This window comes from Pedobacter sp. BAL39 (assembly GCF_000170795.1).
Taxonomy (GTDB): domain Bacteria; phylum Bacteroidota; class Bacteroidia; order Sphingobacteriales; family Sphingobacteriaceae; genus Pedobacter.
On sequence record NZ_ABCM01000016.1, the window covers coordinates 98,199 to 125,185 of the forward strand.

Sequence of the window (26,987 nt, forward strand, 5' to 3'; positions counted from 1 at the left end):
AATTAGAATAATAGCAAGACAACACCTGTATTTTAGAATAGTTTTCTATCAATACTACGATGCGATCTTAGGGCAAATCTGCCTTGTGACCACGCATGGCTTTCTCCACCTGCCTCACGAGCTCATCCAGATCAAAGGGTTTGGGAAGGTATCCATTGCAGCCAATCTCCGCGAGGGGAAGCTCATCACTAGCCAATCCTGAGCAGATGATGACCGGTACAGGCTGTGTAGTTTTGTCCTGCTTGATCTGGCGACAAAGCTCACCGCCATTCGTTGTGGGGAGCAGATAATCCATCAGCACCACCCATGGCTGGATCTGCCGCACCAGTGGAACAATATCCCGGGCATCATTCAGTGTCACCACCTCATAGCCTACTTCGTTAAAAATCTCTTTTAAAATAGTGGTCAGCTCGTGATCATCTTCCACAACAAGAATTCTGGCCCTTTGAGTCATTGCCTGCATCAGTTAAAATTATTTGGATACTGATATAACAATTTATCGGGGGCAGGGTTTTATTTATCCTCAATCAACCTCATATCCACCAATCAGGTGTCGTCACTAAAAATAAAAGCCACAAAAAATTTTGCACAACAAATTATGTTGTTACCTTTGTACCCGAGAGCGTTAATTTAAGACGGGGATAGTCACTAGTGATTATTCCCGTTTTTCTTTTTCAGGCATCCACCTCAGCAACATCATCCTGATCATCTCTTCTACCACGGGTTTCACCAGAAAATCATCCATACCAACCGCAATACACTTATCCCTTTCGCCGATGCGCTTGCCTGCAGTAAGGGCAATAATCGGTACGTGTTTTCCATCTTCCATACTCCTGATTTCTACTGTGGCCTCATATCCACTCATCAATGGCATCTGTACATCCATAAAAATCAAATCAGGTTTATGCTGTTTGTAATGCGCCAACGCCATCTCGCCATTTTTTGCCTCCAGAATTGTTGCATTACTGGCTGCTCTCCTGAGAATTGTTCTCGTCAGCATCATATTGACAGGGTTATCGTCAGCAATGAGAATGACCAGCGGCTGCGTGGTCAATACCTCAATCAACTGAGGTGTACGTAGTGCTTCCCGGCGTTCCATCTTTTGATGTAGTCTCGAAAATACATGGAGGATGTCTGCTGACTTCACAGGCTTGATCAGCCGGTGCTGAATGTTGATCTCGTCACATTCCCTGACGACAGCACTTGCATCCGCAGAGCTGCTGAGCAGGACAATGGGCACCGCGGCTGCATTTCCATGTATATTTTCACGAATTTTCCTGGCCGTTTCAATCCCACTCATGTAAGGCATGTGATGGTCCATCAGCACCACATCAAAAGTACTGGCAGAAGCCAGCATGTCCAATGCCTCCAATCCATTTTTTACAGTTGTCGTGTGAATGCCTTTTAAAGAAAGCATCTGCTGTAGGATCAGGCGGTTATTTTCATTGTCGTCCACGACCAGCACTGAGCTGATCATCCCGATGTGGTCCCAGGACCGCTGCTCTCCTGCTTCATACCCCAACGTAACATCAAAAAAGAACGTGCTGCCTACACCGGGACTGCTCATCAACTGCAGCCGGCTGTCCATCAGGGCCAGCAGCTCATTGGAAATCGTCAGGCCCAGTCCCGTGCCACCATACCTTTTTGTTGTAGAGACATCCTCCTGCGCAAAAGCCTCAAAAATCTCACGCTGCTTCTCCAGTTTGATGCCTATCCCCGTATCTCTGACACTAAACCGAAACCGCGCCGCCTCAGCAGAAAGATACTCCAGCACCTCGATCTTCAGCTCGATTTCACCGGTATCGGTAAACTTCGCCGCATTGCTCAACAGGTTGATGATCACCTGCTTCAAACGCAGGGGATCTGTCCAGATCGACTCTGGCAGATCCAAGGGCACGTTCAATAACATCTCAATTCCTTTTTGCTGAATCTGAAAAGTGATGATGTCTGCGGCCTGACAACTCAGCTCATGCAGGTCGCTCGCCTCAAGATGCAGCTCCATCCTGCCTGCTTCAATCTTCGAGAAATCCAGGATGTCGTTGATGATGGCCAGCAGTGAGTTCGCAGATTCATTGACGACCGTCAGGTATTGGAGCTGTACCTCACTGAGCTCCGTCTTCAGCACCAGGTCCGCAAACCCGATGATGCCGTTTAAAGGGGTTCTGATCTCATGACTCATGTTGGCCAGGAACTCCGACTTCGCAATACTCGCCTCTTCAGCCATAGCGATCGCCTGCTTCAGGTGCCGCTCCTGCGCTTTCTTTTCAGTGATGTCACGCCCGATCGCGAAGAGGTCGCCCGTGCTGGGATCGGGTGTCACGGTCCATTGTATATCGATATACGCGCCTGAAGTATGCCGCACCCGGTGGATGAAATTGACGATGGCCTCACCCGAACCAAGATGCTCCATCCTCTGATACGTCTCCTCAAGATCTTCCGGATGAACGAGCTCAAATAGCGACTGGCCAAGCATGCTTTCCGGATCAATTCCCAGCAGCATTTTAAAAGATGGGTTCACACGTTTCAGCAATCCCTGGTGATCGGACACGCAAATGAGGTCGTTGGATAGCCTGAAGATCTTTTCAAAATTTTTAAGTTCTTCTTTCTGCCTGCGCTCGACAATCAGCTGCATCACTTCTGCACTGAGCAACCTGAGTGCAGTATGCTGCTGTGGCGTCAGCTGGTTTGGCTTCCTATCGATTACACAAAGCGTACCCAGCGCATAACCATCCGGGTCCGTTAGCGGATATCCTGCATAAAAACGAATGCCTGGATCACCGGTCACCAGAACATTAGAACGGAACCTTTCATCGTTCCAGGTATCAGGGACTTCAAAAACCTCCCTATCCATGATCGTATACTGACAAAAGGCAACTTCCCGCGGTGTTTCGCTGATCTCCAGACCTGTGCGGGACTTAAACCACTGCCTGGTCTCATCAATCAGTGTAATGAGCGAAATGGGAACATTGCAGATGATGGCAGCCAGCTGCGTGATCCTGTCATACTCCAATTCTGAAATTGAATTTAAGATATCATAATTTTTTAAAGCACTTATACGTGCTTTTTCGTTCTCTGGAACAGGCAGCATATTGCTATACATTAAATTAAACAGCCAACTACAATTTAAATACTTTCAGCTGAAACCTGCACATCCTGAGAAAAAAAATTTTACGATAAAGCGCAAAGCATACAAAAACACAAAAATATTGCACGTAGAAAGCTGATACAAGTTGGATCAGCTTATCTACGGCGTCCCCTATATTATGTCAAAATACCATATTAAGTCCTGGTTGATATGCAGCCTATGTTGCAAACACCTTTTTTCACTGATCTATAAAAGCATTAAAATGCCAGGCAAATATATTCCTTAAAACTCTAAAACAAAATAAAACTTACCTTTTTTTCTGAAAGGATTAAAATTATTGCAGCAGCATAAGATTATTCGGGCTTCATGCCCGCTGTTAAAGCCGTAAAATGTGCCAGGTAAGTACCCACCATTTTGTTCCAGCTACGGGTGGCGAATGAATCCATCACTTACGATGTGACGGTACAATCGGTTACAGTTCAAGCGCTGTTATTAAAGTCGGCCGATACCCTGTCCGGAAAATCATGACTCCCGAGGAGGACTTCCTGATCAGGGCCGCAAGACAGGCCACAGCTCAGCCCTAACTCTGGGGCAAAGTTCCTCATCTAGGTTTTGCGATCAAATTCGAAGGATTCCAGTAATGCCGACAGCTCCTCAGTAGAAACCAGCTCCGGACGATGAAATTGTTTGTCCAACACCACGTCTGCGATATTGAAATGTCCTGTTGTTGTACGTACAGAAATGCCACCGTTGATTTTTTTATAAGTCAGATACTCCCCCACTGCAGGATTAAGCACCTGTAGTCGGATAAGCAGCTCATAGATCACATAGACCGATAATTGCATCATGCAAAGATAAGGAAGATAGGGTAAGCACTAAATTATCATTAAGTTAACAAAAACTAAATACGAACAGGAATTTAACATCAGTTTATTGGGCAATATATATGTTACAGTACTTATACTGATCGCATGAAATCGTTCTGGCTGGCATCCACAGTAAGGGTTTTTTCAAAAATGCGAAAGGCAGATTGGTGTCAGTCCTGATCTCCCATACCTGTGGCATCAATGCTATAAAGGTTAATTTAGTGTTAAATTCACATTAAGTAGACGTTTCTTTTCCGTTACCTAAAGCCACATGACAGCGTTCAGGAGGTTATGATATTAAGCTTATGTTAAGCATGCAAATATCCATTTCCAAAGTGATAATTTTATAGTGAATATCCGTTAACCCTAAACTTTTGGCTTATGAATTATCCTGTCTTCATCTTTCACGAACTTACCTACAGACTTTCACAAATTAGCCCTAACATAGGCACTTACGATTCTTTCTTTTTTCGCGACGACGCGTTTGTCATTCACACGACGAATGGTGAACTGACCGTTGATGGGGAAACTATAGCGAAACAATATCAAAATCCGAGATTGCTCTCCAGAGCTGACCTTGACTTGCTCGTGCAGAACTTTCATGCTGCAGTAAAGAAGTCGCTCTCGCTCTAGAACAGCTTTCATCCTGCTAAAGCTTTCAATTTGTACAATGCCACTTTAGTACAAAAGAAGCCTGGAATGGCTTTTATGAAATGCTCCGGATTGATCATTCACATATGGAGCTAACCTAAAAAAATCAGTAAACAAAATGGGCTGTCCTACAAGAACAGCCCATTTTTCATTTGCAGGTTTAAACCTTATTTTGTTTTCAGCAGATCGGAAAACATTTTCATGTAAAATCCACCAACCACACTGCGTGCTTTAAAGTTATCGCGGATACCTGTATTGGAATCATAGAAGTCATTCAGAGGTACTCTGGACTCTGTTTCTATGGAGTGTCTGTATACCGGGTGAACCAGCGCTTTGAAGTCGCTTTCATTGCTGGTGAAGGTTGCAGTCCAGAGGATCCAGTCGTTTTTGGTATACGCCTTTCTGCTGTCCAGCGGCAAACCAAACTTATTCTGTTTACCCAGGTAGTACTTCACTTCGGTATCGTACACCTTTTGAGGGAACAGGTCAAGTCCTAAAACTTTATCCCAAACCAGGTTATACTTTTGGCTCCAGGTGTTTTTATCATCAAATGTCAGTGCATAGTGATCACCTGCATCCGCCATTTCTATCCATTTCGGTACCATGCTTTCTGCGATGGCCCTGTATTTCTTTGCCACATCATCATAACCAAGGCTTTCCGCCATTTGTGCATAACAGGCGATGCCGACGATGGCCTTCACCGATAAGTTTGCATTTCTGGCCAGGTGACCGGCAAAATCATCCGTGCAGAGCTGAGTTTTAGGGTCCAGTCCTTCTTTAGTCAGGTAATCTGCCCAGGTAGTCAGCGTTTTCCAATGTAACTTGGCATAGTTGGCATTGCCCTGCGCCTTAGCTATTGCAGCAGTCAGGATGATCATATTACCAGACTCCTCCACTGGCATTGGCTCACCATAGGTCTGGCCGTTTGCAAGCGGATAAGTACCTAAATCGTGTGCTGCCCATGGGTGTGGATATTTACCACTTTCACTGAAATAGAAAATTCCGTTCAGCATACCCTGAAGCAGCTGAGGATTGTAGATCAGGTACAATGGTGCCGAAGGGTAAGTCACGTCGACAGTATTGATGAAACCACCGCTGTTGTTCTCTTTTGACAACCAAAGAATCTCTTTCTCAGGACTTTTCACCAATGTATGTGCAGCAATACTCTGACGGTAAGCCAGCACACAAAGGTCAGCATACTCCTTACCGCCCGATTTCAAGGCGTCAGCATACACCGACTCGTCAAAAGCGGCGCATTTCTGCATGACCGACTGGTATTCATTTGAGGCATCGGTAAGTTGACCTTCAATGGTTTCCTTTCCAGAGGTATTCCACCATGGCTTTAAGTTCTTTTTGAAATACTGGATGGCAAAGATCTCATCGTAACCCAGCTCGAGGTATTTGCTCACCGGCGTTTTACCCACTGCTCCAAAAGGAATAATGGTGTTTAGCGCCAGGGATTTACCTTTCGTCAGGCTGCTGGTCGCTGTGCCCTTTGCAAAAGCATTCATGGTTTCATTCTGGGCAGTTACAAACTGAAGCGCTTTAGTGCTCTTAGGTACCGCCACATAAAAATAACCCCAGTCGATACGCATGTCATCAGCAGCCTTTCCAAGGATAGATTGTTCTGCTGTACCTGTTTTAAGTACCGATAATTTCGCGGTGCTGTATTTGGTTGCCGTTACGGGCTGCGAAGGGCGATATACGGCAATGTCTGAGGAAGCACTCAGGTAAACTTTCACCTGATGCACCTTGTTGTCATTCGCCTGCACCTGGTAGGAAATGTAAGAAACCGGGCGGGCTAAAAGACCAAGGTCGTTCATCAGCAGCGGCGAAGTGAAGGTCAGTTTCAGGTCGACCTTGCCACAGCTAAAATTATAGATGGTCTGGGTGGCTTTGATGTCAACACTTTTTTGCTTTGCAAGTTGTACCGCAGCCGCCTTGTTTTTTATTTTTTCAACCAGTCCAAAATCCAGGAAACGTCCGCCTGCTGTATTGATCAGGTGGATGGCAATTGTATTTTTACCAGCCTTCAGGCTTTTTTTATCGTTATTGCTCAGCGGTATATAAGTAAAGTTGTTGGTCCAACCCTCTTTAGAGTAGACCTTTTTTCCATTGAGGTATACGTCGATGTTGTCATCGTGGTTAATCTTCAGAAAAAGCTCATTGATGGCAGCAGGGTTTGCCACCTCAAATGTTCTCCTCACCCAGATGTCATGTGATTTCCAGGAGGTCTTTGCAACTTTAGCATCGTCCCCAATTGGGGCCTTACCAGTATTCCAGCTGCTGGCATCATAACCTGCAGCCTGCCAGTCGCCGGAGGGTTCCTGCTCTGTATACTTTACGTCGTAAGCTTTCTCGTCAGAAGCAGCAACAAGGGTTTTGTAACTTGCTGTTTCTTTTCCCAGAAAACGGTAGAGGTTACCGTCAACGCTGATCATTCCCAACAGAGAATGGTCGGCACCTGTCCAATGCTGTGTAGCCGATTCATTTAAGCCATCTGTAGAAGACCAGATACTGAAATTCGGATTGTGTGTAATGAGCGGATAGGCGGGTGCTTTCCGCTCCTGCCCCTTGACGAAGCTGGCCGGAACCGTGCATGCCAGTACCGCGAGGATCTTTATCGCATTAACTTTTTTCATGAGTACTAAAATATAATTTATTTTGATTTTTAAATTAAAAAAACGCTTAAAATGCTTTACAAAAACCTTTTAGCAAAATTGAGGAAGATAACGGAATTTCAGGATGTCTGGCGCCTCTACAAGTGTTTACCTGTTGCAGAAGCTTAAGAAAAGGGGTCTGCATGATTTGATTTATATGTGGTTATTGCCCGCAATATAATTTAATCTTTTAAAAAATCGGGACAATCTTTATAAATCCTATCTTTTCGAGGAATGCAGGCAGGCATGAATGGTGCCGATCAGGTCGTTAGTTTCAAAAGGTTTGGCGATAAAAGCGTCGCAGCTGTCGTTCGCAAGTGGCATAGCCATACGGTCGTAGGCCGAGCAGATGACCACAGGAATTGCTGCAGTTGCAGGTTGTTTTTTAAGATTGGCATACAGCTCGGCGCCAGTAACACCAGGAAGGAGGTAGTCGAGCAGAATAAGATCAGGAGTGACCGCCATGGCGATGCTGACCAGATCCAGTGCATAAGCAAGGCTCATCACCTGAAAGCCGTTAATCATCAATATTTCAGCCAGCACCGACCGCAGTTCATCATCATCTTCGATGACCAGGATTTTCTTTCCGTTAATGTCCCCCTGATAAGCAAATCCGGATCTTTCGAACGTTGTCATAATTTATTTTCTCGTTGTATAAAGATATGGATTTACATTCCCTGCAAAAAGTAAGAAAAACATGAAAAAAGATGATCCTCGTCACTATTCTAAATCCAATCGTTAAGGGAACAATAGCTACCTACCAGAGGAAGAATGCTTCTCCTACCCCCAGTGCACAGCTATTTTAGATCGGGACGAACACTATACGACCGTTAATATGACTCCACGTTGAGTCCACCTTTAGTTCACGTTAAGAGCAGCTTTACCGAAAAAAACGTGGACTCAACCCTTATTTATAATCTATTTACTATTGATTTATTAACTTGAGTGTGTATATTTACCCCGGAGATTATACATAGTTAATATTAATCATATGGGAATTGTAAAAGGTAAAGTCATTACCGGAGCAGTAGGTCCGGTAACATTTAGCTCCTGGAGGGACATCCAGGTGGTTAAACAGCGCGTATTCGAGGTAAGGCAAAGCAATGCGACTAAAAATGTTTCTACCGTATTTGGTCTGGGCAGCAGGTTCAGCGCCATCCTTAGGAGACGGATGTATCCGATTCACTTTATTCATGACGGTGCCCTGGTCAACAGGATGAATAAGGCGATGACCGCAATCCTGCTCAAACACCGTGATAAAGTCACCGGGAACTTTGATTTTCCTGAAGACAGCTTCAAACCAATGAACGGATTTGAGCTCAATGAATCCTCCCCTTTGAAAGAAAATCTACATGTAATGCCACAGGTTAACCTTAAGGATGGGAAGCTTACCGTAAACATCCCTGAATTCGACATCAAAAAGGCGCTAAAATTTCCTACCGAGGCTGATTCCTGCACCATCATTGTCTCCGTATACATTGCATCCCTGAAAACAAAAGACCACTGCCGCATGAACACAGAGATGACCAAAACCTTCGCTGTGGATTGGAGCGACAAGACATCCACTGCAATGGAATGGCCCTATGATGTTCCTGAAGGCTGTTATTGCGTAACCAGCATGGCGCTGCATTTCCACAAACAATGGTCTAACCTCCAGGTATCCTTAAACAGTAAATCTTTCTGCCCGGCAATGATCTGCGACTTCAGCATTAATCCCGGAGTATTCAAAGATAAACCTAAAGATTGGTTGAAGACCTCTTTTGCATTTGTGGACGATGAATATCCCCTGATTAGAAAGAAGACCAAAACTAAAAACACGGTTGTAAACAAAAAAACTAAAGATAGCCCCGTAAAAGCGGAGAAAAAGAAATCGGCGAAGAAGAGCTCCAGGGAGGAAAAGGAGGATAAAAACGGGCTGGAACAGTTGCAATTGCAGCAACAGGAAAACGAGACACTGAAGTCGGAACTTCATGAACTGAAGGCCAGAATGGCCGCACTGGAGCAATTGCTCACAGCAAATACAGCCATACAAGAAAAGGAAAATCAGCATCAGAAAGAGGAAATTATTGCGGACAAAAAACCAATTGTATTGTCCGACAAAAAGCTGTCAGCAGCATCAGATCAGGAGCCGACATTCTGGAAAGACGCATTGAAAAAGGTACTCACCGGCAACCACAGCCCCTCCATACTTGCTACACATCCAAAAACAAGAGGGAAACCAGCGGCGTAGTCGCACCTACCCTGCGTTGTGTCTCCCTCTTGCTTATAAAATATGACCTGGTCAGGTAAAATAGACGTTTATATCGACCATGGGTATTTATGTCAAATTAAACGGCGTTTTCTGATGATTTCTCTTCGGAAACGACATGTTTTACAGGGAAGTTGAATAACCATGAAGTAATCACAGGTATCACGAACACCGCTACAGTAAAGATGGACACAAACAAGTCTGTTTTTTCTCCTTCGATGAGGTGTGACACCGTAGACTCCGGGTAGAAATGCGTAAATATAGAGGAAGTCAGTTTGATGCCGAGGACACCGATCACGATAAAAGCAACAGTTTCGAGAAAAGGAAACTTCTCCATTAGTTTTACAAATCCCTGGGCAACGAACCTCATTGCCAGGATGCCGATAAATACGCCGATATAAATCAGCCAGATGTGTTCTGTGAATGCAACCGCAGCAAAGACATTATCAATAGAGAATGCAAGATCCATTACTTCTACCAGGGCAACGGTTGCCCAGAAGTTGCCGACCAGGCCAACGGTAGATTTGTAGATCCAGCTTTTGCTTTTGTCAATTTCCTCTTCATGCTCATCTCCTTTGGATTTTTTCTTCATAAAATAGTCCAGTGCCAGGTATAGCAGGTATAGTCCACCAAGCGGCTTTAACCACCAGATTTTAACCAACCAGGCAGCAAGCAACAGACAGATGCCACGAAAGATATAAGCGCCAATAATACCATACTTCAAGGCTTTGTCGCGCTGGTCTTTGGGCAGGTCCATGACCATCGTTGCCAGCACTGCGGCATTATCGACCGAGAGCAGACTCTCTATAACAATTAAATTCAGGATAATAAGGAGGCCGGCCTGAATGTCCTCTCCCAAGATAGTGTGTAAAAAATCCATTGATAGGTGATGAAAAGTGTTGATTGTTTATTATGGGTTGTGTGTTACAGGAACGGTGAAGTTGTGTGTTACACATTGCAAAAATACAATTCTTCAGCATACGGCCCCGATAATTTTCAGCAGAAATTTAAACCAACAGGCGCTGAAATTGTTTAGTCAGCAAACAGATCTTCTCATACCAAATAAAACCTGTTACCATGAATACACGCCGCGACTTCCTCCAGCTATTTGCCGCCTCAGCGGTAACACTGCCACTCACGCCACTGTCCACCTTAGCTCATGAAATGAGCATCATTGAAGAAAAGTATGAAGGACCGGTTTTACAGGTCGCGATTATGGGATTGGGGAACTATGGTGGCACGGTGGCCAAGGCGATGCAGGGCTGCAAAAAGGCCAGGCTCACGGGACTGATCAGTGGCACTCCTGCGAAACTTAAGGAATGGCAGGCTACGTATAACATCTCCCCAAAAAACTGTTACAACTACGAGAACTTCGATCAGATCAAAAACAACCCTGACATCGATGCTGTATACATCATCACGCCAAATGCGCTGCACATGGAGCAGGCGATCCGTGTGGCGAAGGCCGGCAAACATGTCATCTGTGAAAAGCCCATGGCACTCAACGCCGCTGAAGGCCAGCGGATGATCGAGGCCTGCAGTAAAGCTGGTGTCAGCCTGCTGGTGGGCTACCGCATGCACTTTGAGCCCAAAACACTCGAGGTCATCAGAATGAGGAAAAATGGCGATTTTGGAAAGGTGTTGTTCTTCCAGGGGCAGTCTGGATTCAACATCGGCGACCCGAAGCAATGGCGCCTGAATAAGGCGCTTTCCGGTGGCGGCTCCCTGATGGACATCGGCATCTATTCCATCAATGGCGCCCGTTATATGGTGGGAGAAGATCCGATATGGGTTACCGCACAGGAAACCAAAACACAACCCGAGCGGTTCGGCGAAGGGGTGGATGAGACCATACAGTTCCAGCTGGGTTTTCCAAGTGGCGCCGTGGCCTCCTGCCTGTCTACTTATGCCATGAACCACCTCGACCGGTTTTATCTGAATGGGGAGAAAGGTTTTGCGGAAATGCAGCCATCCACAGGCTATGGCCCAATTAAGGGCCGTACACACAAAGGAGAACTCACACAGCCCCACCAGAGTCACCAGATGGTGCAGATGGAAGAAATGGCTGACATCATCATCAATGCGCAGACGCCCACTGTCGCCGTCGACGGCGCCGAAGCGCTAAAAGACCTGAAGATCATTGACGCCATTTATGAGGCCTGCCGTACCGGAAAAAAAGTGACACTTCAGCTCGGTTAATATCCTGCCATCTGATCATCAACATAACAATACAGCCAGCGCTCCCCGGGCTCTGAGGAAATGACGACGGGATGTCCTGTAGACCTGCAGTGGTGTGACATGTGCTGCTCAGAAGAAGAGTCGCAGCACAAGGTTTTCTGACACGTCTGGCAGGTGCGCAGGTGCAGCCATGTGGTTCCCTGCCCGATGCATTCTTCACAAACAGCCTCGGCCGCCTGTGTAATGGATTTAATGGCGCTGAGGTGCGCACAGATCTGTTCGTTCATAAGTTTTATAATTTAGCTAAGTACTGGTGAACCTGCGTCACCGCCATCGCCCCCTCTCCAACTGCTGAGGCCACACGTTTTACGGAATTAAACCGTACATCGCCGGCGGCAAAAGACCCTGGCACACTTGTTTCCAGATGGTAAGGATGCCTGTCCAGATCCCAGCATGACTGGTACTTATCCAGCCCGAGCAGGTCGCTACCTGTATACAGGTAGCCATTGACATCCCTGCAGATTGCCGTTTCCGATGCCCATTCTGTATTTGGCTTCCCACCGATACAGATGAAGAGCTTGGAGGTCTCATACCATATTTCTGTGCCTTCCTCAGTATTGCTGATCCTTATGCGTTCCAATAGCTCATCACCTTCCAGCGCCGTCACCTGTGAATGGTACAGCACATGGATGTTTTCGATGGAGTTGATGCGCTTGACCAGGTATTCCGATAGAGTATCTGCCAGACAGCCGCGACGGATGACCATAAAGACCCGTTTGGCAAATTTCGAAAAGAAGGAAGCAGCCTGGCCCGCAGAGTTACCACCCCCTACGATAAAAAGGTCTTTATCCTGGCAGAAGTTCGCTTCACTTGCCCCTGCCCCGTAGTAAACACCTTTATGAAAAAAGCGGTCTTCACCTTCCAGGTTCAGGCGGGCATACTCCACTCCTGTCGCGCAGATGTTTGCTTTGGCAACCAGCTGCTCGCCGTTGGAAAAATCCACATGAATGCGGTTGTCGTAGAAGGTACCTTTTACCCCTTCCCGGAGCAGGAGGATCTCTACGCCAAACTTCAGTGCCTGTTGCCTGGCCCGCTCCGCAAGCTCTGCTCCGGAGATCCCATCCGGAAAGCCCATATAGTTCTCTATCAGCGAGCTTGTGCCTGCCTGTCCGCCAATGGCCTCGCGCTCAATAAGGACAGTCTTGAGCCCTTCAGATGCCGCATATACTGCAGCACTTAATCCGGCAGGGCCTGCACCATAAATGGACAGGTCATACTCTTTATATTTGGGCTTGTTGATCCAGCCGAGGTTCTGGGCAATTTGCTCCAGCGTAGGATTGACCAGCAGCTGGCCGTCAGGAAATTCAATGCTCGGTTGTTTGTCTGCGCTGTGGTTAAGGTCGATCCATTCAAACGCTACAACACTTCTTTTGAGAAAATCCCGGATCGGATAGAGTTCCGGTGCATCAGCATTCCCATATAACTTCAGTTTTTTCATAAAAGGACCATCATGGTAATATCAACCTAAAGATCAAAGCATCTTCCAAAGATCAACACTCTGAATTACAATACATTATTTGCCTCAGGATTGTTTTAATCTCACGAAATACCGTGAATTTATGATTCGCAGGAAATGAAAAAACATACTGGCTTACAGTTTATTATGATTATTTTTATCATAAAAAAACAACCATGATTGATCCGGAAAAAGAAGAATTATCAGAAGACAAAGAGGATGCGCTGACCAGCGAAGAGGATGTCCTCAACAGAAAAGAGACCATCAGTGATGAGATGGCCGCGGAGCACGACAAAGACCTGCTGGACCAGGCTGACCGTTCTTCAAGGTCTTCTTACGAACTTGACATTTAATCGTTAACATTGCCATACCTTAATCGTTGCGTCGCTGAAAGTTTGCGGTCCCGCCACGAATAAGGTATGGTTAAAAATGATGCTGCCTGCTCAGCCCAAGCTTCTTGATCTTGGAATTTAATGTCGTGGCAGGCACGCCCAATAACTTCGCCGCACCATTTTTACCGGAAATCTTACCATTACACAATCGCAGCACCGAGAAGATGTGGTCGCGTTCATTCTGAGCGATGGTCTTGATCTCCGTCTGGCCGCTACCATCAGTGGCCATCACCTGATGTGCCGCAGGAATGTCCAGATCGCGGATCAGTGTTCCTTCAGTCAGGATCACCTGGCGCTCTATCAGGTGTTCGAGTTCCCTGATGTTGCCTGGCCACCGATACTTCATCATTGCCGACATCACCTTTTGAGAAAAGCCCGATATCTTTTTACCGGATTTCATCTTATAACGCTCCAGAAAGAAATTAGCCAGCAGGGGAATGTCCGCTCTGCGGTCCCGCAGGGAAGGAAGAGAAATGGGAAACACGTTGAGCCTGTAGTAAAGATCCATCCTGAACCTACCGGCCTCCACTTCATCAAGAAGGTTTCTGTTGGTGGCGGCGATGACCCTTACATCTACGCTGATGGTGCCGCTGCCGCCTATCCGTTCAAATTCTTTCTCCTGGAGCACGCGGAGCAGCTTGACCTGCAGGTCAAGCGATAGTTCTCCGATTTCATCCAGAAAGATGGTACTTTGGTCGGCCAGCTCAAACTTGCCGGTCCGCCTGTCTGTGGCGCCGGTAAAACTGCCCTTTTCATGACCAAATAATTCCGACTCAATCAGGTTTGCCGGTATTGCCGCACAGTTGATGCGCACCATCTGCCGCTCTGCCCTGTCGGACGCCTGATGTATAGCACCAGCAATCAGTTCCTTTCCCACTCCGGTTTCACCCAGGATCAGCACTGTTGCTGTTGAGGGAGCCACCTGCCCCATCAGGTTAAACACCTCCTGCATCTGCGGGCTTCCGCCAACAATTTCGGGAAAAGCATATTCCAGGCGATCCTGCGCAGTTAAAGGAAAAAAGGCTGTTCCCGCCGCCAGCTCCTGCCGGTAGCGGAGGTTATTCAGCGCCAGCGTCAGTTGAGCAGCAATTGCCCCTATCAGTTCGAGTAAGGGGGCAGACTGTTCTTTATTTTTTAACCTCAGGTAGAGCAAGCCCAACAATGCTGTATCCTGGTACATTGCTGTACCCACTACCACGTCATCATGCGCTTCGACCAGCCATTCCGAAAGTACCGGAACCGAGCGCATGTCTCTGGCAGGGATGATCACGGGAACTCCCGCAGAAATGACGTTATCGAACACGGCATGTTCAGCGATGTGATCTACCGGGTAAATGAGCAGATGATCCGCAATGAAGGAAAATTGCAGGAGCTGTCGCCCGACCACCTCCTCCAGCTGAACCTCATCTGACACCAACAAAAGCGCATTGCTCAGCGCAATTAGTGCAGCATAATGAGGAACACCCCTATCTTCTTCCACATTGTCTGTGACCAGATGGGCAGGCATCTGCAGCGCAGGCAGTTTACTGTCTACCAGCTCCGCAAGTAAATCTGCAAGGGTACAGCAAAAGGACATCCCCTCCTGGCTCAGGTGTTTATCGTCATTGTGCAGTTCCAGCGTGCCCAGGATCATGTTGTTGATCTCCAGTGGGATATAACAATGATATTTGTACTGCAGCCCCTGCTGTGATACACAATGGTTTTCTCCATATCCGTCTACCCACTCGTCATGCGACTTGAGCACCGGAAACTGATAACCAGCTATTTCCGCAGTAATTCCGGACAAGCCCAATGATTTCGTCATGACCTCAACATTGCGCATTCCGTTCACAGGAGGCACAGAACAATACATATTTCTGATGTATTCCAGCTTTTCATCGTAGAGCACCAGGGCTACACAATCTATCGAAAACAACGGACACAGCTTGCGCACCAGCACCTCCAGAAATTCACGTAGGTTAAAGCTGTGATCAAAGGCGCCCAAGCCTATGGTGGCGGTGGCAAATTCGGTTTGTTGGTTTTTCATGTTGACTATACTTACAGGTATTTGACAATATCGCGGTATCCAAAGGTCATGCCAACAAACATAACTAATTAATTATCAATATAATAAGAAACACCCATCTCTTCATCCTCACGATATTTCGTGAATCCACGAGTTCAAGACACGAAATAGAGCGGTTTGATGACGGAAGGGAGCTCTGAATTCATTGGAGATATTTATTCAGTTCTGCCGCTGCATGTCTGAACAATGTTTTCACCTGAGGGAGTTCAGCCAGTGGATTCAGCAATCCAAAGTCATGGATCATACCATTGTAACGCACAGTAGTTACGGTTACGCCTGCTTCATCCAGTTTGCGGCCGAAGGCCTCCCCTTCATCACGCAGGACATCAGCTTCAGCCACCTGGATGAGCGTAGGGGGAAATCCTTTCAGCTGTTTTAGCGTGGCATTGATCGGTGAAGCATAGATTTCCTGTCGCTGCGCCTCATCCTTGGTGTAATGATTGTACATCCACTTCATCAGCGGCGTTGTCAGGAATCGGTCTTTACCAAAACGTTCATAAGACTCATTGTCAAATTCGGCAGCTACGATGGGCCAGAACAGCACGAGGCCCTTGATGATCGGACCATTGTTTTCCAGGGCTTTAAGTGCAGTTACTGCCGCCATGTTTCCACCCACGCTGTTGCCAACTATGGCGAGACGATTGCCATCGACATGAATCTCCGCACCATGTTGTGCCACCCATTTTGTTGCCGCATAAATTTCATTGACTGCCTGCGGATATCGTGCTTCCGGCGACCGTGTGTAGTTCAGGAAAATCCCGGCAGCACCCGTCAGCAGTACTAAGTCCCTCAACATCCTTTTGTGCGTAGGATAGTCACCCAGCACCCATCCTCCCCCATGGACAAATACAAATGCAGGTAAGTTACCTGTCGCGCCCACAGGACGCACCACATTGATCCTCAGCGCATAACCATCAGCAACAATCTCCCGCTCCATTTCGCTGATTCCTGAATAGTCGAATGTAACAGCGGCCTGGATTGCCGACAATGCTTCCCGGGCATCTTTAACCGGCAATGTCTCCAGTCCCGCGGCACCTGAGTTGATGCTGGCGAGGAATTTCTTTACCGATGATGAAATTGCAGGATCATTGGCAACTTCAGGAACAGTTAACCATATGTTTTCGAGTTCTTGGTTCATGATGATGTTTAATAGTTTAGGTAATTCTCATTAATCAAAACCCCGCATCACCGAAGCAGGTACTATAGATGGCCAAAGAAAAAGCCAAAAGACAAACACCTGAAATACAGACAACTAAAATATAAGTCATCTTTTACTATGACTTTATTTCGTGAATTTATGAATGCTGCATCATGTTTTAGCCGGGTAAAACTACTGCAGCTCGATCTTCTTAGAAGATACCGCCCAGAAGCACCAGAGCAACACGCAGATGCCCAGTGCAGTCAGCGGGTAGAAGAAGGAAAGGCCGAAGGCAAGCAGGTATGTGGGCAGTCCATACAGATAATTTTGTTGGAGCTTTACGATGGCAGCATCCGTCAACTCAGGCCTCAGCAGTGAGCGATCGCGGCTGGCCAGATACCAGAGCAGGTTGTAAGCAAGATTTACCAATACAAACATCCCCGTGTAGACCGATATGGCCGCCTGTGCGGAGGGCGTGAGCAGGAAGCGGGCCAGCAGGGCGCTTGGATAGGAAACCAGGGAGGCCAGAAACAAGATGATGCCATTGGCAAACATGATGGCCGTATTCCGGCGATAGATCTGTTTGAACACTTTATGATGATTGGCCCACATGATGAAAATACTGAAAAAGGAAATGATGAAAGCGAAGTAACCGGGCCACTGTTTACTCAGTTCTTGCATCAGCAGCTTTGGATCGCGACCATCGCTGAGCTCCGGAACATGAAGTTCCAGAACCAGCAAGGTGATGGCGATGGCAAATACACCATCGCTAAAGGCTTCAATACGGGCAGTTTCTTTTTCCATACCGATGATGATCAACCGAGTTTAGGGAGTGTTTTTTCCAGGTCTTCTCTGAGGTGGGCATGTTGTTTTGGCAACATCAGTTGACTGCCGAGCTCCGCCAGCGGCTCATCCGCGGTAAAACCTGGGTTTTCTGTAGCAATTTCGAACAATACCCCTCCCGGCTCCCGGAAATAAAGAGAAAAAAAGTAGTCCCGGTCGATCTGCGGCGTGATTTGCAGGCCTTTGCTCCTGATCAGTTCCCGCATTTCCATTTGTACTTCTTCATTTTTCACGCGGAAGGCCACATGATGATTTGTTCCTGCAGCATTCCTTCCAGCCTGTCCGTCAGGGATCTCCAGCAGGTCCACAATCGCCGCATTGTCAACTGCATCTGTCACAAAGCGGTAGCGGTTCCCTTCTTGTCCCTGTAAGGTATAGCCAAACAGATCGGTCAGGATTTTAGCAGTTTCATCAATGCGCTGTAAGCTCAGTGTGGTGCTATGAAAGCCTTTGGTGGCTGTATCTCTTTTGATTTCTGCAGTTTCCCAGGCCAGGCGCTGATCATCCGGCTTAGGGACAATGAGGCTCATTGCCAGTCCGTCATGATCTTCAAAGGTCAGCAGTTGCTCATCAAAGCGGCTGTTCAGTTCGCCAAAACGGACATTATGTGCTGCAAACCGTTCTTTCCAGAAATCCAGGCTGCCCGCAGGCACCGAATAACCAATTTCCGTTGCCATGCCGACCCCCGCTCTACCCGGCCCAATGCCATCCCATGGAAAAAAAGTAAGGATGGTACCCGCTGAGCCACGCTCATCGCCATAATAAAGGTGATACGTTCCGGGATCATCAAAATTGACCGTTTTCTTCACCAATCTTAAACCTAGGGTGTTGGTATAGAAACCATAGTTCTGTTGTGCACTTCCTGCAATGGCAGTAATGTGGTGCAGACCTAAAATATTTTTACTCATCTGAATTGTTTTTTTACTGTTGTTAGCAACGATTTTATTTTTTGTGCTGTTGATTCAAAGGCCCTGTGTCAGGAGCAGCCGACCATGACCAATCCCGAACCTTCCGGCAGCCTTTAGACTTTTGGCACCGGAGGATTGGTGAGGTAGTAACAGCACACCATAGCCATTCCTGGCAGCACAATTCCTACCAGCCCGAACCGCTGACCGATGTAAGCACCCAGGACGCAACCGATAAGGAAGCCACCGATGGTAACCATCCCTTTTTTAAAGCCTGTCTTACTTGCCCCCTCATGAAATTTGTCGGAGATCATTCCACAAAGGTCCAGTGCCACCTGGGTCACATTACCAGTCATCATGGTTGTCGGACCGTGTGTTTCCTTTGCAAACAACTTTCCGAAAGCATTCTGGAAGCCCATAGCGAACACCACCATCATGGTGATGAGGTACATCGGCCAGGTCAGCTCCTGATTCTGGATGTAACCAAAACCGTAGGCAACCGCGGCACCAAGAATAAGGATCAGGCCCTGACAGAATAAAAGGAAATGTTTGTTGGCGAATTTTGCTGCAATCCACCCGCCGACCATCACAGAAGCCATGAATATTGGAAAGGTTAAAAGCTTTATCCAGGCATCAGCGCCGTCAGCACCTTTGATGATCTGGTAAGCGAACACGATAAAATTTCCCGTCACATGCGCTGAAAAAATCCTGTCGGCAGCCACAAAGGTAATGGTATCGCAGTACCCGGCAATCATGGTGAGGACGAGCGTCACAAACCCAATGTTATTATTTTGCGCTTCCATAACTACCGCCTTTAGGATAAATGAGCCCTTAACATCCAGGCCATGGTCTCGTGCCTTTCCATTAAACCAGTGATGTAATCGCTTGTGCCCATATCTTTCAGTGTGTCTGCATAGTTATTGATGTTTTCACGCAGATGGATCAGTATGGTTTCATGATCAGCAAGCAGCACCCTGATGTAACTCAGGCTGTCATTTTGTGCCCTGCTTTCTTCGGTAAGATGGGTCAGCTCCAAAAACTCTTTCAGCGAAGCCGGCGCATAATGACCAAGTTTACGGATGCGTTCTGCAACCTCGTCGATCATATCTGCGAGCTGGTTATATTGTTCTTCGAAGAATTTGTGTTTGTTGTAGAAGTCAGGACCTTCCACATTCCAGTGTGCCTTACGTGTTTTTGTATAGAGGACATACTCATCTGCAAGAAGGGTATTCAAGGAGTGGGCCACCTCTGCGAGGTGCGCTGGGCTGATGCCGATTTTAGCTTCCATAATTTTGTTTTTAAGGATTTGTTAATGAAGTAGATTAATGATAGGTATTATTGATATATTACAACTGAAATTCAGCGATTTAAAATGATCAACTGACATTTAAAATAAGGTATTCAGGAGGTAAGTATCCAGCGAATAAGTTCCGGCACCCAGCACCCATAGTGTCAGCATCGCAAGGGTGTACATATACGGAACATCCCGTACCTCTACCGGATCATTACGGTGTACCACAAAGTAACCGATGGCCGTCACACCGATGGCGGGCAGCAGGAACAAACGGGTACCCAGGCCAGCCATGACAAAGAAAGGCACCACCGTATCAGAGAAGGTAGCCACCAGGCCATTCAGCCTGTCGGGCAACCCCAGCGGGTTTGGGACATGCTCTTTCTCACCACCCACCAGCCTGAACTTTTTCAGACCATGCACCCGGAAGAGCTCCAGCATGAGCAGTACGCGAAAGATGAGGATGACCAGGTTATTAATGTCTGAACCCAAATCAGAGTACAGCAACATTTTGATGATATTTTCCATGATATTGACTAAAAGGCGAAACATGAGCAACCAAGTGCGCCCCAGAATGCCGTGTAATTGTTAATTGGAAGATTGGCATGACGCGCTACATCATGCTGATGTGCATGCACATCACAACTGCCCGAGCAGGAATGGATCGACAACAATGAAGCCGCAGTATTGCCGCCCCTGGAAGATTTCGCTGCAGGACTTATCCCAGTTCCCTGATGCCCGCCTTGCGGATAATATCCGTTGTAGGCATTGGTCGGTGACCAGTCCGGCAGGATTGGGATTTTCGGTGGCGAGAAGGAAGAGAAATCACCTTTAGCATACACAATTTTCCCGTCTACAACCGTGAGGTCGGCCTCAATGCTTTTTATTGACTCCTCATCCACCTGGAAATAATCCTTGTTCAGGACCGCCAGATCGGCAAACATACCTACCGCAATATCTCCCTTTTTCTCCTGTTCATTGGAAAACCAGGCACTCCCACGGGTATAAAGTTCCAGTGCAGCCGCTCTGCTCAGGCGCGTTTGTTCGTTGTAAATCTCCAGGCCGCCCACGGTTTTACCTGCCGTAAGCCAGAACATGGACACCCAGGGATTGTAACTACTCACCCGTGTCGCATCCGAGCCACCGCCAACAGGAACGCCCATCTCGAGCATTCTCTTCACGGGAGGCGTTTCCAGCGCTGCTTTTGCGCCATAGCGGTCAGTAAAGTACTCACCCTGGTAGGCCATTCTGCTTTGTATGGCAATGCCACCGCCAAGTGCTTTCACACGTTCAATGTTACGTTCATCAATCGTTTCCGCATGGTCGAAGATCCAGGGGAGACCAGCGAAAGGAATGTCTCGATTGACCTTTTCGAAGACATTCAGGAACCTGCTGATGCTCTCATTATAGGTCGCATGGAGCCTGAATGGCCAGCGGTTTTCGACCAGGAGTCGTACTACCCTTTCAAGTTCTGCCTCCATATTTTCCGGAAGGTCGGGTCGTGGCTGAAGGAAATCTTCAAAGTCTGCCGCCGAGAAGACGAGCATCTCTCCCGCCCCGTTATGGCGGTACATGTCGTCGCCCTGGTAGAGCTCCACCTTACTGGTCCAGTTGTCAAAATCCTCAAACTCCTGCTTAGGTCTTTGTGTAAATAAATTATAGGCAATCCTGACTGTCAGCTGTTTCTGTTCATTCAGTTCATTTACCACTTGATAGTCATCCGGAAAATTCTGGAAGCCCCCACCGGCATCGATGACACTCGTAATTCCAAAGCGGTTCAGCTCCGTCATGAAGTGCCTGGTAGAATTGACCTGATGTTCATGCGATAACTTTGGCCCTTTCGCCAGGGTGGAATACAGGATCATGGCATTGGGGCTGGCGATGATGAGCCCCGTAGGTATCCCGGAGGCATCCCTTTGGATCTCGCCACCTGGCGGCGCCGGTGTGTCTTTGGTAAAACCGACCGCACGCAGTGCCGCGCGGTTCATGAAGGCACGGTCGTAAAGGTGCAGGATAAAGACCGGCGTATCAGGAGCAATCGCATTGATTTCCTCCAGGGTAGGCATCCTGCGCTCGGCAAACTGAAATTCCGACCAGCCACCCACCACACGGACCCACTGCGGGGAAGGCGTGCGGTCTACCTGATCTTTCAGCATGCGCAGTGCATCAGCGAGTGAGGGCACCCCGTCCCATCGCAGCTCCAGGTTGAAGTTGAGGCCACCGCGGATCAGGTGAATGTGTGAATCATTGATCCCCGGTACGACACGTTTCTGCTGGAGGTCTATAATTTTAGTATTGGGCCCAGAGAAGGACATCACCTCAGCATCACTGCCCAGGGCGATAAACTTACCATCTTTGATGGCTACAGCGGTAATTTTTTCTTTATGCTGAACAATGGTATGTACACGGCCATTGAACAGGATCATATCGGCATTCATCATAGTTGATTTTTTTGATGGATTGATTTTTTGCTGATGAGTTGAGTTAATTGCTGATGGATTGAATGGCTGCACTGATCCCTTCACCAGCAACAGTGAAGAATGCAGGCCCTGCAAGGAGGATCATCTTTGAGATCGGCCTGAAGCTGGCCATGCCTTTATCTTTCAGCCAGAGCTGTGTCCGGTAAGCCTGAAAGGCACCTTTAACGACATTTCCAGCAACAAGTGCTGTCGGCGAATCAATACCCGCATCCTTCAGGTCGCTGGCAAAGGCGAAGTCAGACACCCCCAGGCGGAGCGCCTCATGCATCGCTACGCTACCTACAGCCGTCATGATGTCCGCCTTGAATCCATTGCGGTCGCCCAGTCCAATCAGCAGCAGTTTTTTACCACCAATCGTACCTTTCGGCGGCGAGATCAGGATGGTTTCATAAGCATGCCCCTGGAACCTGCCGCTTTTGCGAAGTTCGGTCAGCAGCCCCTTGATGTCATGATCAAGGTGTACCAAACCGTTCAATGCCGCTGGCAGTGCAGGTGGCGAATTGAAAATATCACCTTCTGTGTATTCAAACACACAGGCAATCTGCAGGTCGCTGACCTGCGCGGAGGGCCCCTGTACGACGCCTTCGACAGCGATGCCGTCCACAGTGCCCCATACTTTTGAGGTACCAACAGCCGTCTGTCCATACCCCTTGGCGGGAGAAAAAAACAAGGTGACACTGAGGAGGACGAGGGCGACACATTGTCTTACATTATTGAGTTTTAAATTACTGTTTTTCATAACCTTAAGCATCTTTTATTCAATTAAAATTTAAACACTACGCGACTGTTGATGAACAGTCCGTTTTGGGCATTTGGGATCAGGTCTTCCACGAAGTCACCCGTTTTAAAATATTGGACACCAACGTTCATATTGAGGAACTTACTGAAGCCATAAATGGCGCTGGCCAGGTAGGCCGTGCCGATGTAACGCTTTGCGGAGCTGCCCCCTGCAAGGTTGAAGCTGCCACTCGGCCTGTACACACCATCCTGCAGCGAGTAGCGCCAGTTGAAGACCACATCTCCCTGTACTGTCAGCTTGCTGTTCAGCGCAAGAGTCGCATAAGGATGGATGTCGATCAGGTTGACAGGTCCGATCTGCGGACTAAACCCGAAGTAGCCGCCTTTAGGATAGATGGGATTGAACGTTCCCAGTTTACCATCCCCCTGATGCCGGTCGCCGGAGATGTAGTCGTTTCGCAGATTAATCGTAGGTTTCATCTTGCTGTGTTCAAAAGAATAACCCAGCTCTGCCGAGGCCGTCCATGCAGCGATCGTCCCTTCGCCGAAGCTGCCGAACTGGTAGGCGGCCTCAAGGTTATAAATCAGGCCGCCACCACTCTTCCAGAGCCTTGAGCCGAGGGTATGGCGCAGCTCCTTAGCACGGCCCTCCTCAAAGACGGCATCATCCCTCCTGGTACCCAGGTAGTAGAAGTCGAGGTTTCCCCCACGCTGGATGATGAGTTTCCCATAAGTGCCCCAGAGATTGATTTCTCCCGAGCCTTTGTTGTCAAAAACACCAGGATTGACCGTATCCGCCTGCATGGCAAAAGCATCAACAGTAAAGCTTTTGCTGCTGAACATGGCTTTCGCCCCCGTAAAGTACAATCGCGCATTGGGCCCTTCACGTACAGAGATCAACCTTCCTGAGCCATAATCAAGCTCCTGGCGTCCCAGACGGAACTTCAGCTGACTGCTGCCACTGCTGATCGCGGTTACTTCAGCAAAGAGGTTCTGCACATTGAGCTCATCCTGGTCTATGGGTCTTGAGCCATTTTTCCGCCCACCCTGCAGGGCGGTGCGGAGCTGGCCGAAGAAACGCAGTCTGCTGCCGACATGCACATCGCTGTGGATGTCATATCGTTGCAGCAGAAAGTTATTTTTGCCAATGCCCATCCTTCCCCAGTCTTCATTGTCAAATGACACATACTCCATCCTGGCCTCGCCCCCGAAGGAAACGTAGCTACGCTTGCTGGCGTTGAGCGGCAGGAATTTCATGTGCCGGTAAAGGGTGGCCGACGAGTCCTTCCATGTGGAGTAGTCTTCATCATACCGCATGAGCTTAAAACCCTGCGCCGAGACATGCCCTGCGGCAAAAAGGCCGGCAAGAACCGTCAGAACAGTAAAGTAAATGTGAAATTTAGGCATAGCTGAAGCAGATTAATGTTTCACCATGTGGTGTGCATACTGGATACCGAGGCCATAACCAGCGCCATATTTTTTCATGAGGTCAGTTACAGCCACATAAGTTTCCGTTCTTGCCCAGTCTCTCTGCAGCTCCAAAAGGTATTGTACCGCAGTGACGGGTTTTACCCCTGCATGCACCATGCGCTGAATGGCACGTTCATGCGCTTCCTCGCTGACGTCACCACAGGCATCTGTGATCACGAAGACTTCATAACCTTCTGTCAGCGCCGACAACGCAGGGCCAACGATACAAACACCCGTCCACAGTCCGGCAAGCACAAGCTTTTGCTTTCCCGTAGCGATGATGGCTTCGTACGCAGGACCGTCTTCCCAGGTATTCATGGAGGTCCTGTCGATATATCCCGATGTTGCCTGCGGATAAAACTCCTCGATTTCCGGGAATACAGGACCTGCAAAAGATTCTTCTGCAACTGTAGTCACAATCGTAGGTACATTGAAGATCTTTGAGGCACCGGCGGTGATCGCTACATTGGTACGCAGTTCAGTAATAGATGTACTTTTAGTAGCAAAAGCCATCTGGCCTTCAAAATCGATAAGTACTAGCGCGTGGTTGTCTGGAGAAAGTAGATTTGGTGATGGTTTCATAATGATATATTTTTGTTTCCCTCCCTGTGCCAATAAACATACCACCACTATAAATAACTGAATTTCAAAAACTTATAATAAATAATGCAAATATCATTTAGCTTTATATCGTAGATTCACGAATCGGCTCCCCTTTTCCATTCAACGAAATCTCGCCACTACAGCATTCTATTTTCGCCATTTTTACGAGATAAGTATTACCTTTATCAGATGGAAGAAGCATACCAAGCAGGGGGACTTTCAGCGCAGGATCAGAACCGGATGTTACTGGAAATCAATGAACGGATCATTAGAAAGGAACAGGAAAGTGCGGTACTGCTTTCATTGAGCAATGCCATCGCCACCATCAGGAACAAGTATGATTTATTTGAGGTCATTGACCAGAAGCTGAAAACACTGTTCGACTTTGACGAGTTTGTCATCTGTCTGATCAATGAAGATAAAAAGACACACAGCCCTTTTCTGTACAATCAACGGGAGGACTTCCGGAATGCGGCAGGTATTCCCCCTGCCTCCACCAAGCGATATTCGCTTGACGATGGATTATGCGAAGCCATGCTGGCTTCAGCACATCCCATTGTATTTGAAGTAGAAGAAGTCATGCAATGGCCCGATCCGCCGATATGGCTGGGCTTCTGGCAGAATAAAGGCATCCGGGAGATGATTGGCATGAAGATCTTCGACCGTGACGAATGCAGCGGTTTTTTTTACCTCTATGCGAAAAAGAGCAATGCCGTATCGAACCAATATTATTCGCTGCTGCACAGCATATCCCTTCAGATTTCCGTTGCCGTTTCCAACATCAGGGCAAATGAGAAGATCGAGGAGCAGCTGCAGCAGATCAACACCTATAAGCAGCAGCTGGAGGATGAAAAATCATATCTGCAGGAGCAGATCAATACCAGATACCACCACAGCGAGATGGTGGGTCAGAGCAGTGCCATCCGGCAGGTATTCGACCTGATTGAGCAGGTGGCAGCATCAGACAGCACTGTGCTTATCCTTGGCGAAACCGGCACCGGCAAAGAGCTTGTGGCCAGGTCTATCCACAACCTTTCACCGAGAAAAGATAAGCTGATGATCAAGGTCAACTGCGCAGCCTTGCCGGCGAACCTGGTAGAAAGTGAGCTCTTTGGTCATGAGAAGGGCAGTTTCACGGGCGCCTCAGAACGCCGCATTGGCAAGTTTGAACTGGCCCACAACGGCACCTTGTTTCTGGATGAGATTGGTGAATTATCACCCGACATACAGGTGAAGTTGCTGCGTGCGTTGCAGGAAAAAGAAATTGAGCGCATTGGAGGAAAGGGCGTGATCAAGACCAATGTCCGGATCATTGCCGCCACCAACCGAAACCTGATGAAGGAGGTGGAGGAAGGCAACTTCCGAAGCGACCTTTACTACCGACTGAACGTTTTTCCCATCACCATCCCCCCGCTTCGAAACCGGAAGGAGGACATCCAGGCCTTGTCGGCGCACTTTATCCAACACCTGGCCAAGAAAACCGGAAGGCAAGTAAAAGGGATGACCAAAGGGGTATTAAAGACGCTTCAGGAATACCCATGGCCGGGAAACATCCGTGAGCTGGAACACCTGATCGAACGCAGCATCCTGCTATCGCGGGGGAACATCATCAACGAGGTGCATTTACCAAAGGTGGAGCATATGGAAGACCTTACAAGCAACAAAGAAATCCGCATCAAGACCATTTTCGAAAATGAGCGGGACCACATCCTCAACATCCTGAAACTGTGCAAGGGTAAGATTTCCGGCAATGGGGGCGCTGCCGAACTGCTGAGTATCCCTGCTACGACACTCAACTCAAAAATCAAGAAGTTCAACATCAAGAAGGAACACGTAATTTAAAGCCCGGACTGGGAAA

General features: G+C 47.8%; 24 protein-coding genes. 5 read left to right on the forward strand and 19 right to left on the reverse strand.

Annotation, left to right across the window (positions count from 1 at the left end):
• Positions 1-67: 67 nt before the first annotated feature.
• The 3 genes from PBAL39_RS18335 to PBAL39_RS18345 form a co-directional block, all read right to left on the reverse strand.
• Positions 68-463, reverse strand: coding sequence for a PleD family two-component system response regulator (locus PBAL39_RS18335; protein ID WP_008244295.1), 396 nt, complete (start codon positions 461-463; stop codon positions 68-70).
• Between the two features lie 192 nt (positions 464-655).
• Positions 656-3,088 carry a response regulator gene (locus PBAL39_RS18340; protein WP_157274102.1) on the reverse strand — a complete coding sequence of 811 codons (2,433 nt, stop codon included), beginning with the start codon at positions 3,086-3,088 and terminating at the stop codon, positions 656-658.
• 602 nt (positions 3,089-3,690) lie between these two features.
• Positions 3,691-3,933, reverse strand: coding sequence for a hypothetical protein (locus PBAL39_RS18345; RefSeq protein ID WP_008244299.1), 243 nt, complete (start codon positions 3,931-3,933; stop codon positions 3,691-3,693).
• A 399-nt stretch (positions 3,934-4,332) separates the two neighbouring features.
• On the opposite strand from PBAL39_RS18345, the gene PBAL39_RS18350 reads away from it, so the two are divergent.
• Positions 4,333-4,584, forward strand: coding sequence for a hypothetical protein (locus tag PBAL39_RS18350; RefSeq protein ID WP_008244300.1), 252 nt, complete (start codon positions 4,333-4,335; stop codon positions 4,582-4,584).
• A gap of 185 nt (positions 4,585-4,769) precedes the next feature.
• Here PBAL39_RS18350 and PBAL39_RS18355 read toward each other — a convergent pair whose 3' ends face one another.
• Both PBAL39_RS18355 and PBAL39_RS18360 read right to left on the reverse strand, forming a co-directional pair.
• Positions 4,770-7,244: a glutaminase family protein gene (locus tag PBAL39_RS18355; protein WP_008244301.1), complete on the reverse strand. Its 2,475-nt coding sequence runs from the start codon at positions 7,242-7,244 to the stop codon at positions 4,770-4,772.
• A 237-nt stretch (positions 7,245-7,481) separates the two neighbouring features.
• Entirely contained in the window at positions 7,482-7,898 is a 417-nt protein-coding gene (locus tag PBAL39_RS18360) for a response regulator (protein WP_008244303.1), read from the reverse strand.
• A gap of 355 nt (positions 7,899-8,253) precedes the next feature.
• On the opposite strand from PBAL39_RS18360, the gene PBAL39_RS18365 reads away from it, so the two are divergent.
• Positions 8,254-9,492, forward strand: a complete 1,239-nt coding sequence (locus PBAL39_RS18365) for a hypothetical protein (RefSeq protein ID WP_008244305.1) — start codon at positions 8,254-8,256, stop codon at positions 9,490-9,492.
• Between the two features lie 97 nt (positions 9,493-9,589).
• On the opposite strand, the gene PBAL39_RS18370 is transcribed toward PBAL39_RS18365, so the two are convergent.
• A complete protein-coding gene (locus tag PBAL39_RS18370) occupies positions 9,590-10,390 on the reverse strand; it encodes a DUF475 domain-containing protein (protein WP_008244307.1) in 801 nt (266 codons plus the stop codon).
• A gap of 197 nt (positions 10,391-10,587) precedes the next feature.
• On the opposite strand from PBAL39_RS18370, the gene PBAL39_RS18375 reads away from it, so the two are divergent.
• On the forward strand, positions 10,588-11,709 hold the full coding sequence (locus PBAL39_RS18375) for a Gfo/Idh/MocA family protein (protein WP_008244309.1): 1,122 nt from the start codon (positions 10,588-10,590) through the stop codon (positions 11,707-11,709).
• Here the strand turns inward: PBAL39_RS18375 and PBAL39_RS18380 are convergent.
• Both PBAL39_RS18380 and PBAL39_RS18385 read right to left on the reverse strand, forming a co-directional pair.
• Positions 11,706-11,975: a UBP-type zinc finger domain-containing protein gene (locus tag PBAL39_RS18380; protein WP_008244311.1), complete on the reverse strand. Its 270-nt coding sequence runs from the start codon at positions 11,973-11,975 to the stop codon at positions 11,706-11,708. The two genes, PBAL39_RS18375 and PBAL39_RS18380, sit on opposite strands and share 4 nt — an antisense overlap.
• 5 nt (positions 11,976-11,980) lie before the next feature.
• A complete protein-coding gene (locus tag PBAL39_RS18385) occupies positions 11,981-13,186 on the reverse strand; it encodes an NAD(P)/FAD-dependent oxidoreductase (RefSeq protein ID WP_008244313.1) in 1,206 nt (401 codons plus the stop codon).
• Positions 13,187-13,380: 194 nt separating this feature from the next.
• Between PBAL39_RS18385 and PBAL39_RS25605 the strand changes: the two genes are divergently transcribed.
• The gene (locus PBAL39_RS25605) at positions 13,381-13,557 is read left to right on the forward strand and encodes a hypothetical protein (protein ID WP_008244315.1); all 177 of its coding nucleotides are present in this window, start codon (positions 13,381-13,383) and stop codon (positions 13,555-13,557) included.
• 70 nt (positions 13,558-13,627) lie between these two features.
• Here the strand turns inward: PBAL39_RS25605 and PBAL39_RS24810 are convergent, their stop codons facing one another.
• From PBAL39_RS24810 to PBAL39_RS18440, 11 genes are all read right to left on the reverse strand, one after another.
• Entirely contained in the window at positions 13,628-15,622 is a 1,995-nt protein-coding gene (locus tag PBAL39_RS24810; RefSeq protein WP_008244317.1) for a sigma-54-dependent Fis family transcriptional regulator, read from the reverse strand.
• 181 nt (positions 15,623-15,803) lie between these two features.
• The gene (locus PBAL39_RS18395; RefSeq protein ID WP_008244319.1) at positions 15,804-16,799 is read right to left on the reverse strand and encodes an alpha/beta hydrolase; all 996 of its coding nucleotides are present in this window, start codon (positions 16,797-16,799) and stop codon (positions 15,804-15,806) included.
• A 192-nt stretch (positions 16,800-16,991) separates the two neighbouring features.
• Entirely contained in the window at positions 16,992-17,603 is a 612-nt protein-coding gene (locus PBAL39_RS18400; RefSeq protein WP_039867071.1) for a TMEM175 family protein, read from the reverse strand.
• A gap of 11 nt (positions 17,604-17,614) precedes the next feature.
• Entirely contained in the window at positions 17,615-18,550 is a 936-nt protein-coding gene (locus tag PBAL39_RS18405) for a ring-cleaving dioxygenase (protein ID WP_008244323.1), read from the reverse strand.
• A gap of 113 nt (positions 18,551-18,663) precedes the next feature.
• Entirely contained in the window at positions 18,664-19,350 is a 687-nt protein-coding gene (locus tag PBAL39_RS18410) for a YoaK family protein (RefSeq protein ID WP_008244324.1), read from the reverse strand.
• Positions 19,351-19,361: 11 nt separating this feature from the next.
• Complete coding sequence (locus tag PBAL39_RS18415) at positions 19,362-19,835, reverse strand: Dps family protein (RefSeq protein ID WP_008244325.1); 474 nt, start codon at positions 19,833-19,835, stop codon at positions 19,362-19,364.
• Positions 19,836-19,934: 99 nt separating this feature from the next.
• A complete protein-coding gene (locus PBAL39_RS18420) occupies positions 19,935-20,366 on the reverse strand; it encodes a DoxX family protein (RefSeq protein ID WP_039867073.1) in 432 nt (143 codons plus the stop codon).
• 8 nt (positions 20,367-20,374) lie between these two features.
• Positions 20,375-22,279: an amidohydrolase gene (locus tag PBAL39_RS18425; RefSeq protein ID WP_198139849.1), complete on the reverse strand. Its 1,905-nt coding sequence runs from the start codon at positions 22,277-22,279 to the stop codon at positions 20,375-20,377.
• A 43-nt stretch (positions 22,280-22,322) separates the two neighbouring features.
• Entirely contained in the window at positions 22,323-23,057 is a 735-nt protein-coding gene (locus PBAL39_RS18430; protein ID WP_008244328.1) for a M17 family peptidase N-terminal domain-containing protein, read from the reverse strand.
• 23 nt (positions 23,058-23,080) lie between these two features.
• Positions 23,081-24,463, reverse strand: coding sequence for an alginate export family protein (locus PBAL39_RS18435; RefSeq protein ID WP_008244329.1), 1,383 nt, complete (start codon positions 24,461-24,463; stop codon positions 23,081-23,083).
• Between the two features lie 12 nt (positions 24,464-24,475).
• Positions 24,476-25,108, reverse strand: coding sequence for a hydrolase (locus PBAL39_RS18440; protein WP_039867074.1), 633 nt, complete (start codon positions 25,106-25,108; stop codon positions 24,476-24,478).
• Between the two features lie 210 nt (positions 25,109-25,318).
• On the opposite strand from PBAL39_RS18440, the gene PBAL39_RS18445 reads away from it, so the two are divergent.
• A complete protein-coding gene (locus PBAL39_RS18445; RefSeq protein WP_008244331.1) occupies positions 25,319-26,971 on the forward strand; it encodes a sigma-54-dependent Fis family transcriptional regulator in 1,653 nt (550 codons plus the stop codon).
• Positions 26,972-26,987: the final 16 nt, after the last annotated feature.

Excerpts from the sequence above, each read along its gene's own strand:
- PBAL39_RS18335 (WP_008244295.1), bottom strand. The coding sequence starts at position 463 with ATGCAGGCAATGACTCAAAGGGCCAGAATTCTTGTTGTGGAAGATGAT.
- PBAL39_RS18340 (WP_157274102.1), bottom strand. The coding sequence starts at position 3,088 with ATGCTGCCTGTTCCAGAGAACGAAAAAGCACGTATAAGTGCTTTAAAA.
- PBAL39_RS18345 (WP_008244299.1), bottom strand. The coding sequence starts at position 3,933 with ATGATGCAATTATCGGTCTATGTGATCTATGAGCTGCTTATCCGACTA.
- PBAL39_RS18350 (WP_008244300.1), top strand. The coding sequence starts at position 4,333 with ATGAATTATCCTGTCTTCATCTTTCACGAACTTACCTACAGACTTTCA.
- PBAL39_RS18355 (WP_008244301.1), bottom strand. The coding sequence starts at position 7,244 with ATGAAAAAAGTTAATGCGATAAAGATCCTCGCGGTACTGGCATGCACG.
- PBAL39_RS18360 (WP_008244303.1), bottom strand. The coding sequence starts at position 7,898 with ATGACAACGTTCGAAAGATCCGGATTTGCTTATCAGGGGGACATTAAC.
- PBAL39_RS18365 (WP_008244305.1), top strand. The coding sequence starts at position 8,254 with ATGGGAATTGTAAAAGGTAAAGTCATTACCGGAGCAGTAGGTCCGGTA.
- PBAL39_RS18370 (WP_008244307.1), bottom strand. The coding sequence starts at position 10,390 with ATGGATTTTTTACACACTATCTTGGGAGAGGACATTCAGGCCGGCCTC.
- PBAL39_RS18375 (WP_008244309.1), top strand. The coding sequence starts at position 10,588 with ATGAATACACGCCGCGACTTCCTCCAGCTATTTGCCGCCTCAGCGGTA.
- PBAL39_RS18380 (WP_008244311.1), bottom strand. The coding sequence starts at position 11,975 with ATGAACGAACAGATCTGTGCGCACCTCAGCGCCATTAAATCCATTACA.
- PBAL39_RS18385 (WP_008244313.1), bottom strand. The coding sequence starts at position 13,186 with ATGAAAAAACTGAAGTTATATGGGAATGCTGATGCACCGGAACTCTAT.
- PBAL39_RS25605 (WP_008244315.1), top strand. The coding sequence starts at position 13,381 with ATGATTGATCCGGAAAAAGAAGAATTATCAGAAGACAAAGAGGATGCG.
- PBAL39_RS24810 (WP_008244317.1), bottom strand. The coding sequence starts at position 15,622 with ATGAAAAACCAACAAACCGAATTTGCCACCGCCACCATAGGCTTGGGC.
- PBAL39_RS18395 (WP_008244319.1), bottom strand. The coding sequence starts at position 16,799 with ATGAACCAAGAACTCGAAAACATATGGTTAACTGTTCCTGAAGTTGCC.
- PBAL39_RS18400 (WP_039867071.1), bottom strand. The coding sequence starts at position 17,603 with ATGGAAAAAGAAACTGCCCGTATTGAAGCCTTTAGCGATGGTGTATTT.
- PBAL39_RS18405 (WP_008244323.1), bottom strand. The coding sequence starts at position 18,550 with ATGAGTAAAAATATTTTAGGTCTGCACCACATTACTGCCATTGCAGGA.
- PBAL39_RS18410 (WP_008244324.1), bottom strand. The coding sequence starts at position 19,350 with ATGGAAGCGCAAAATAATAACATTGGGTTTGTGACGCTCGTCCTCACC.
- PBAL39_RS18415 (WP_008244325.1), bottom strand. The coding sequence starts at position 19,835 with ATGGAAGCTAAAATCGGCATCAGCCCAGCGCACCTCGCAGAGGTGGCC.
- PBAL39_RS18420 (WP_039867073.1), bottom strand. The coding sequence starts at position 20,366 with ATGGAAAATATCATCAAAATGTTGCTGTACTCTGATTTGGGTTCAGAC.
- PBAL39_RS18425 (WP_198139849.1), bottom strand. The coding sequence starts at position 22,279 with ATGATGAATGCCGATATGATCCTGTTCAATGGCCGTGTACATACCATT.
- PBAL39_RS18430 (WP_008244328.1), bottom strand. The coding sequence starts at position 23,057 with ATGAAAAACAGTAATTTAAAACTCAATAATGTAAGACAATGTGTCGCC.
- PBAL39_RS18435 (WP_008244329.1), bottom strand. The coding sequence starts at position 24,463 with ATGCCTAAATTTCACATTTACTTTACTGTTCTGACGGTTCTTGCCGGC.
- PBAL39_RS18440 (WP_039867074.1), bottom strand. The coding sequence starts at position 25,108 with ATGAAACCATCACCAAATCTACTTTCTCCAGACAACCACGCGCTAGTA.
- PBAL39_RS18445 (WP_008244331.1), top strand. The coding sequence starts at position 25,319 with ATGGAAGAAGCATACCAAGCAGGGGGACTTTCAGCGCAGGATCAGAAC.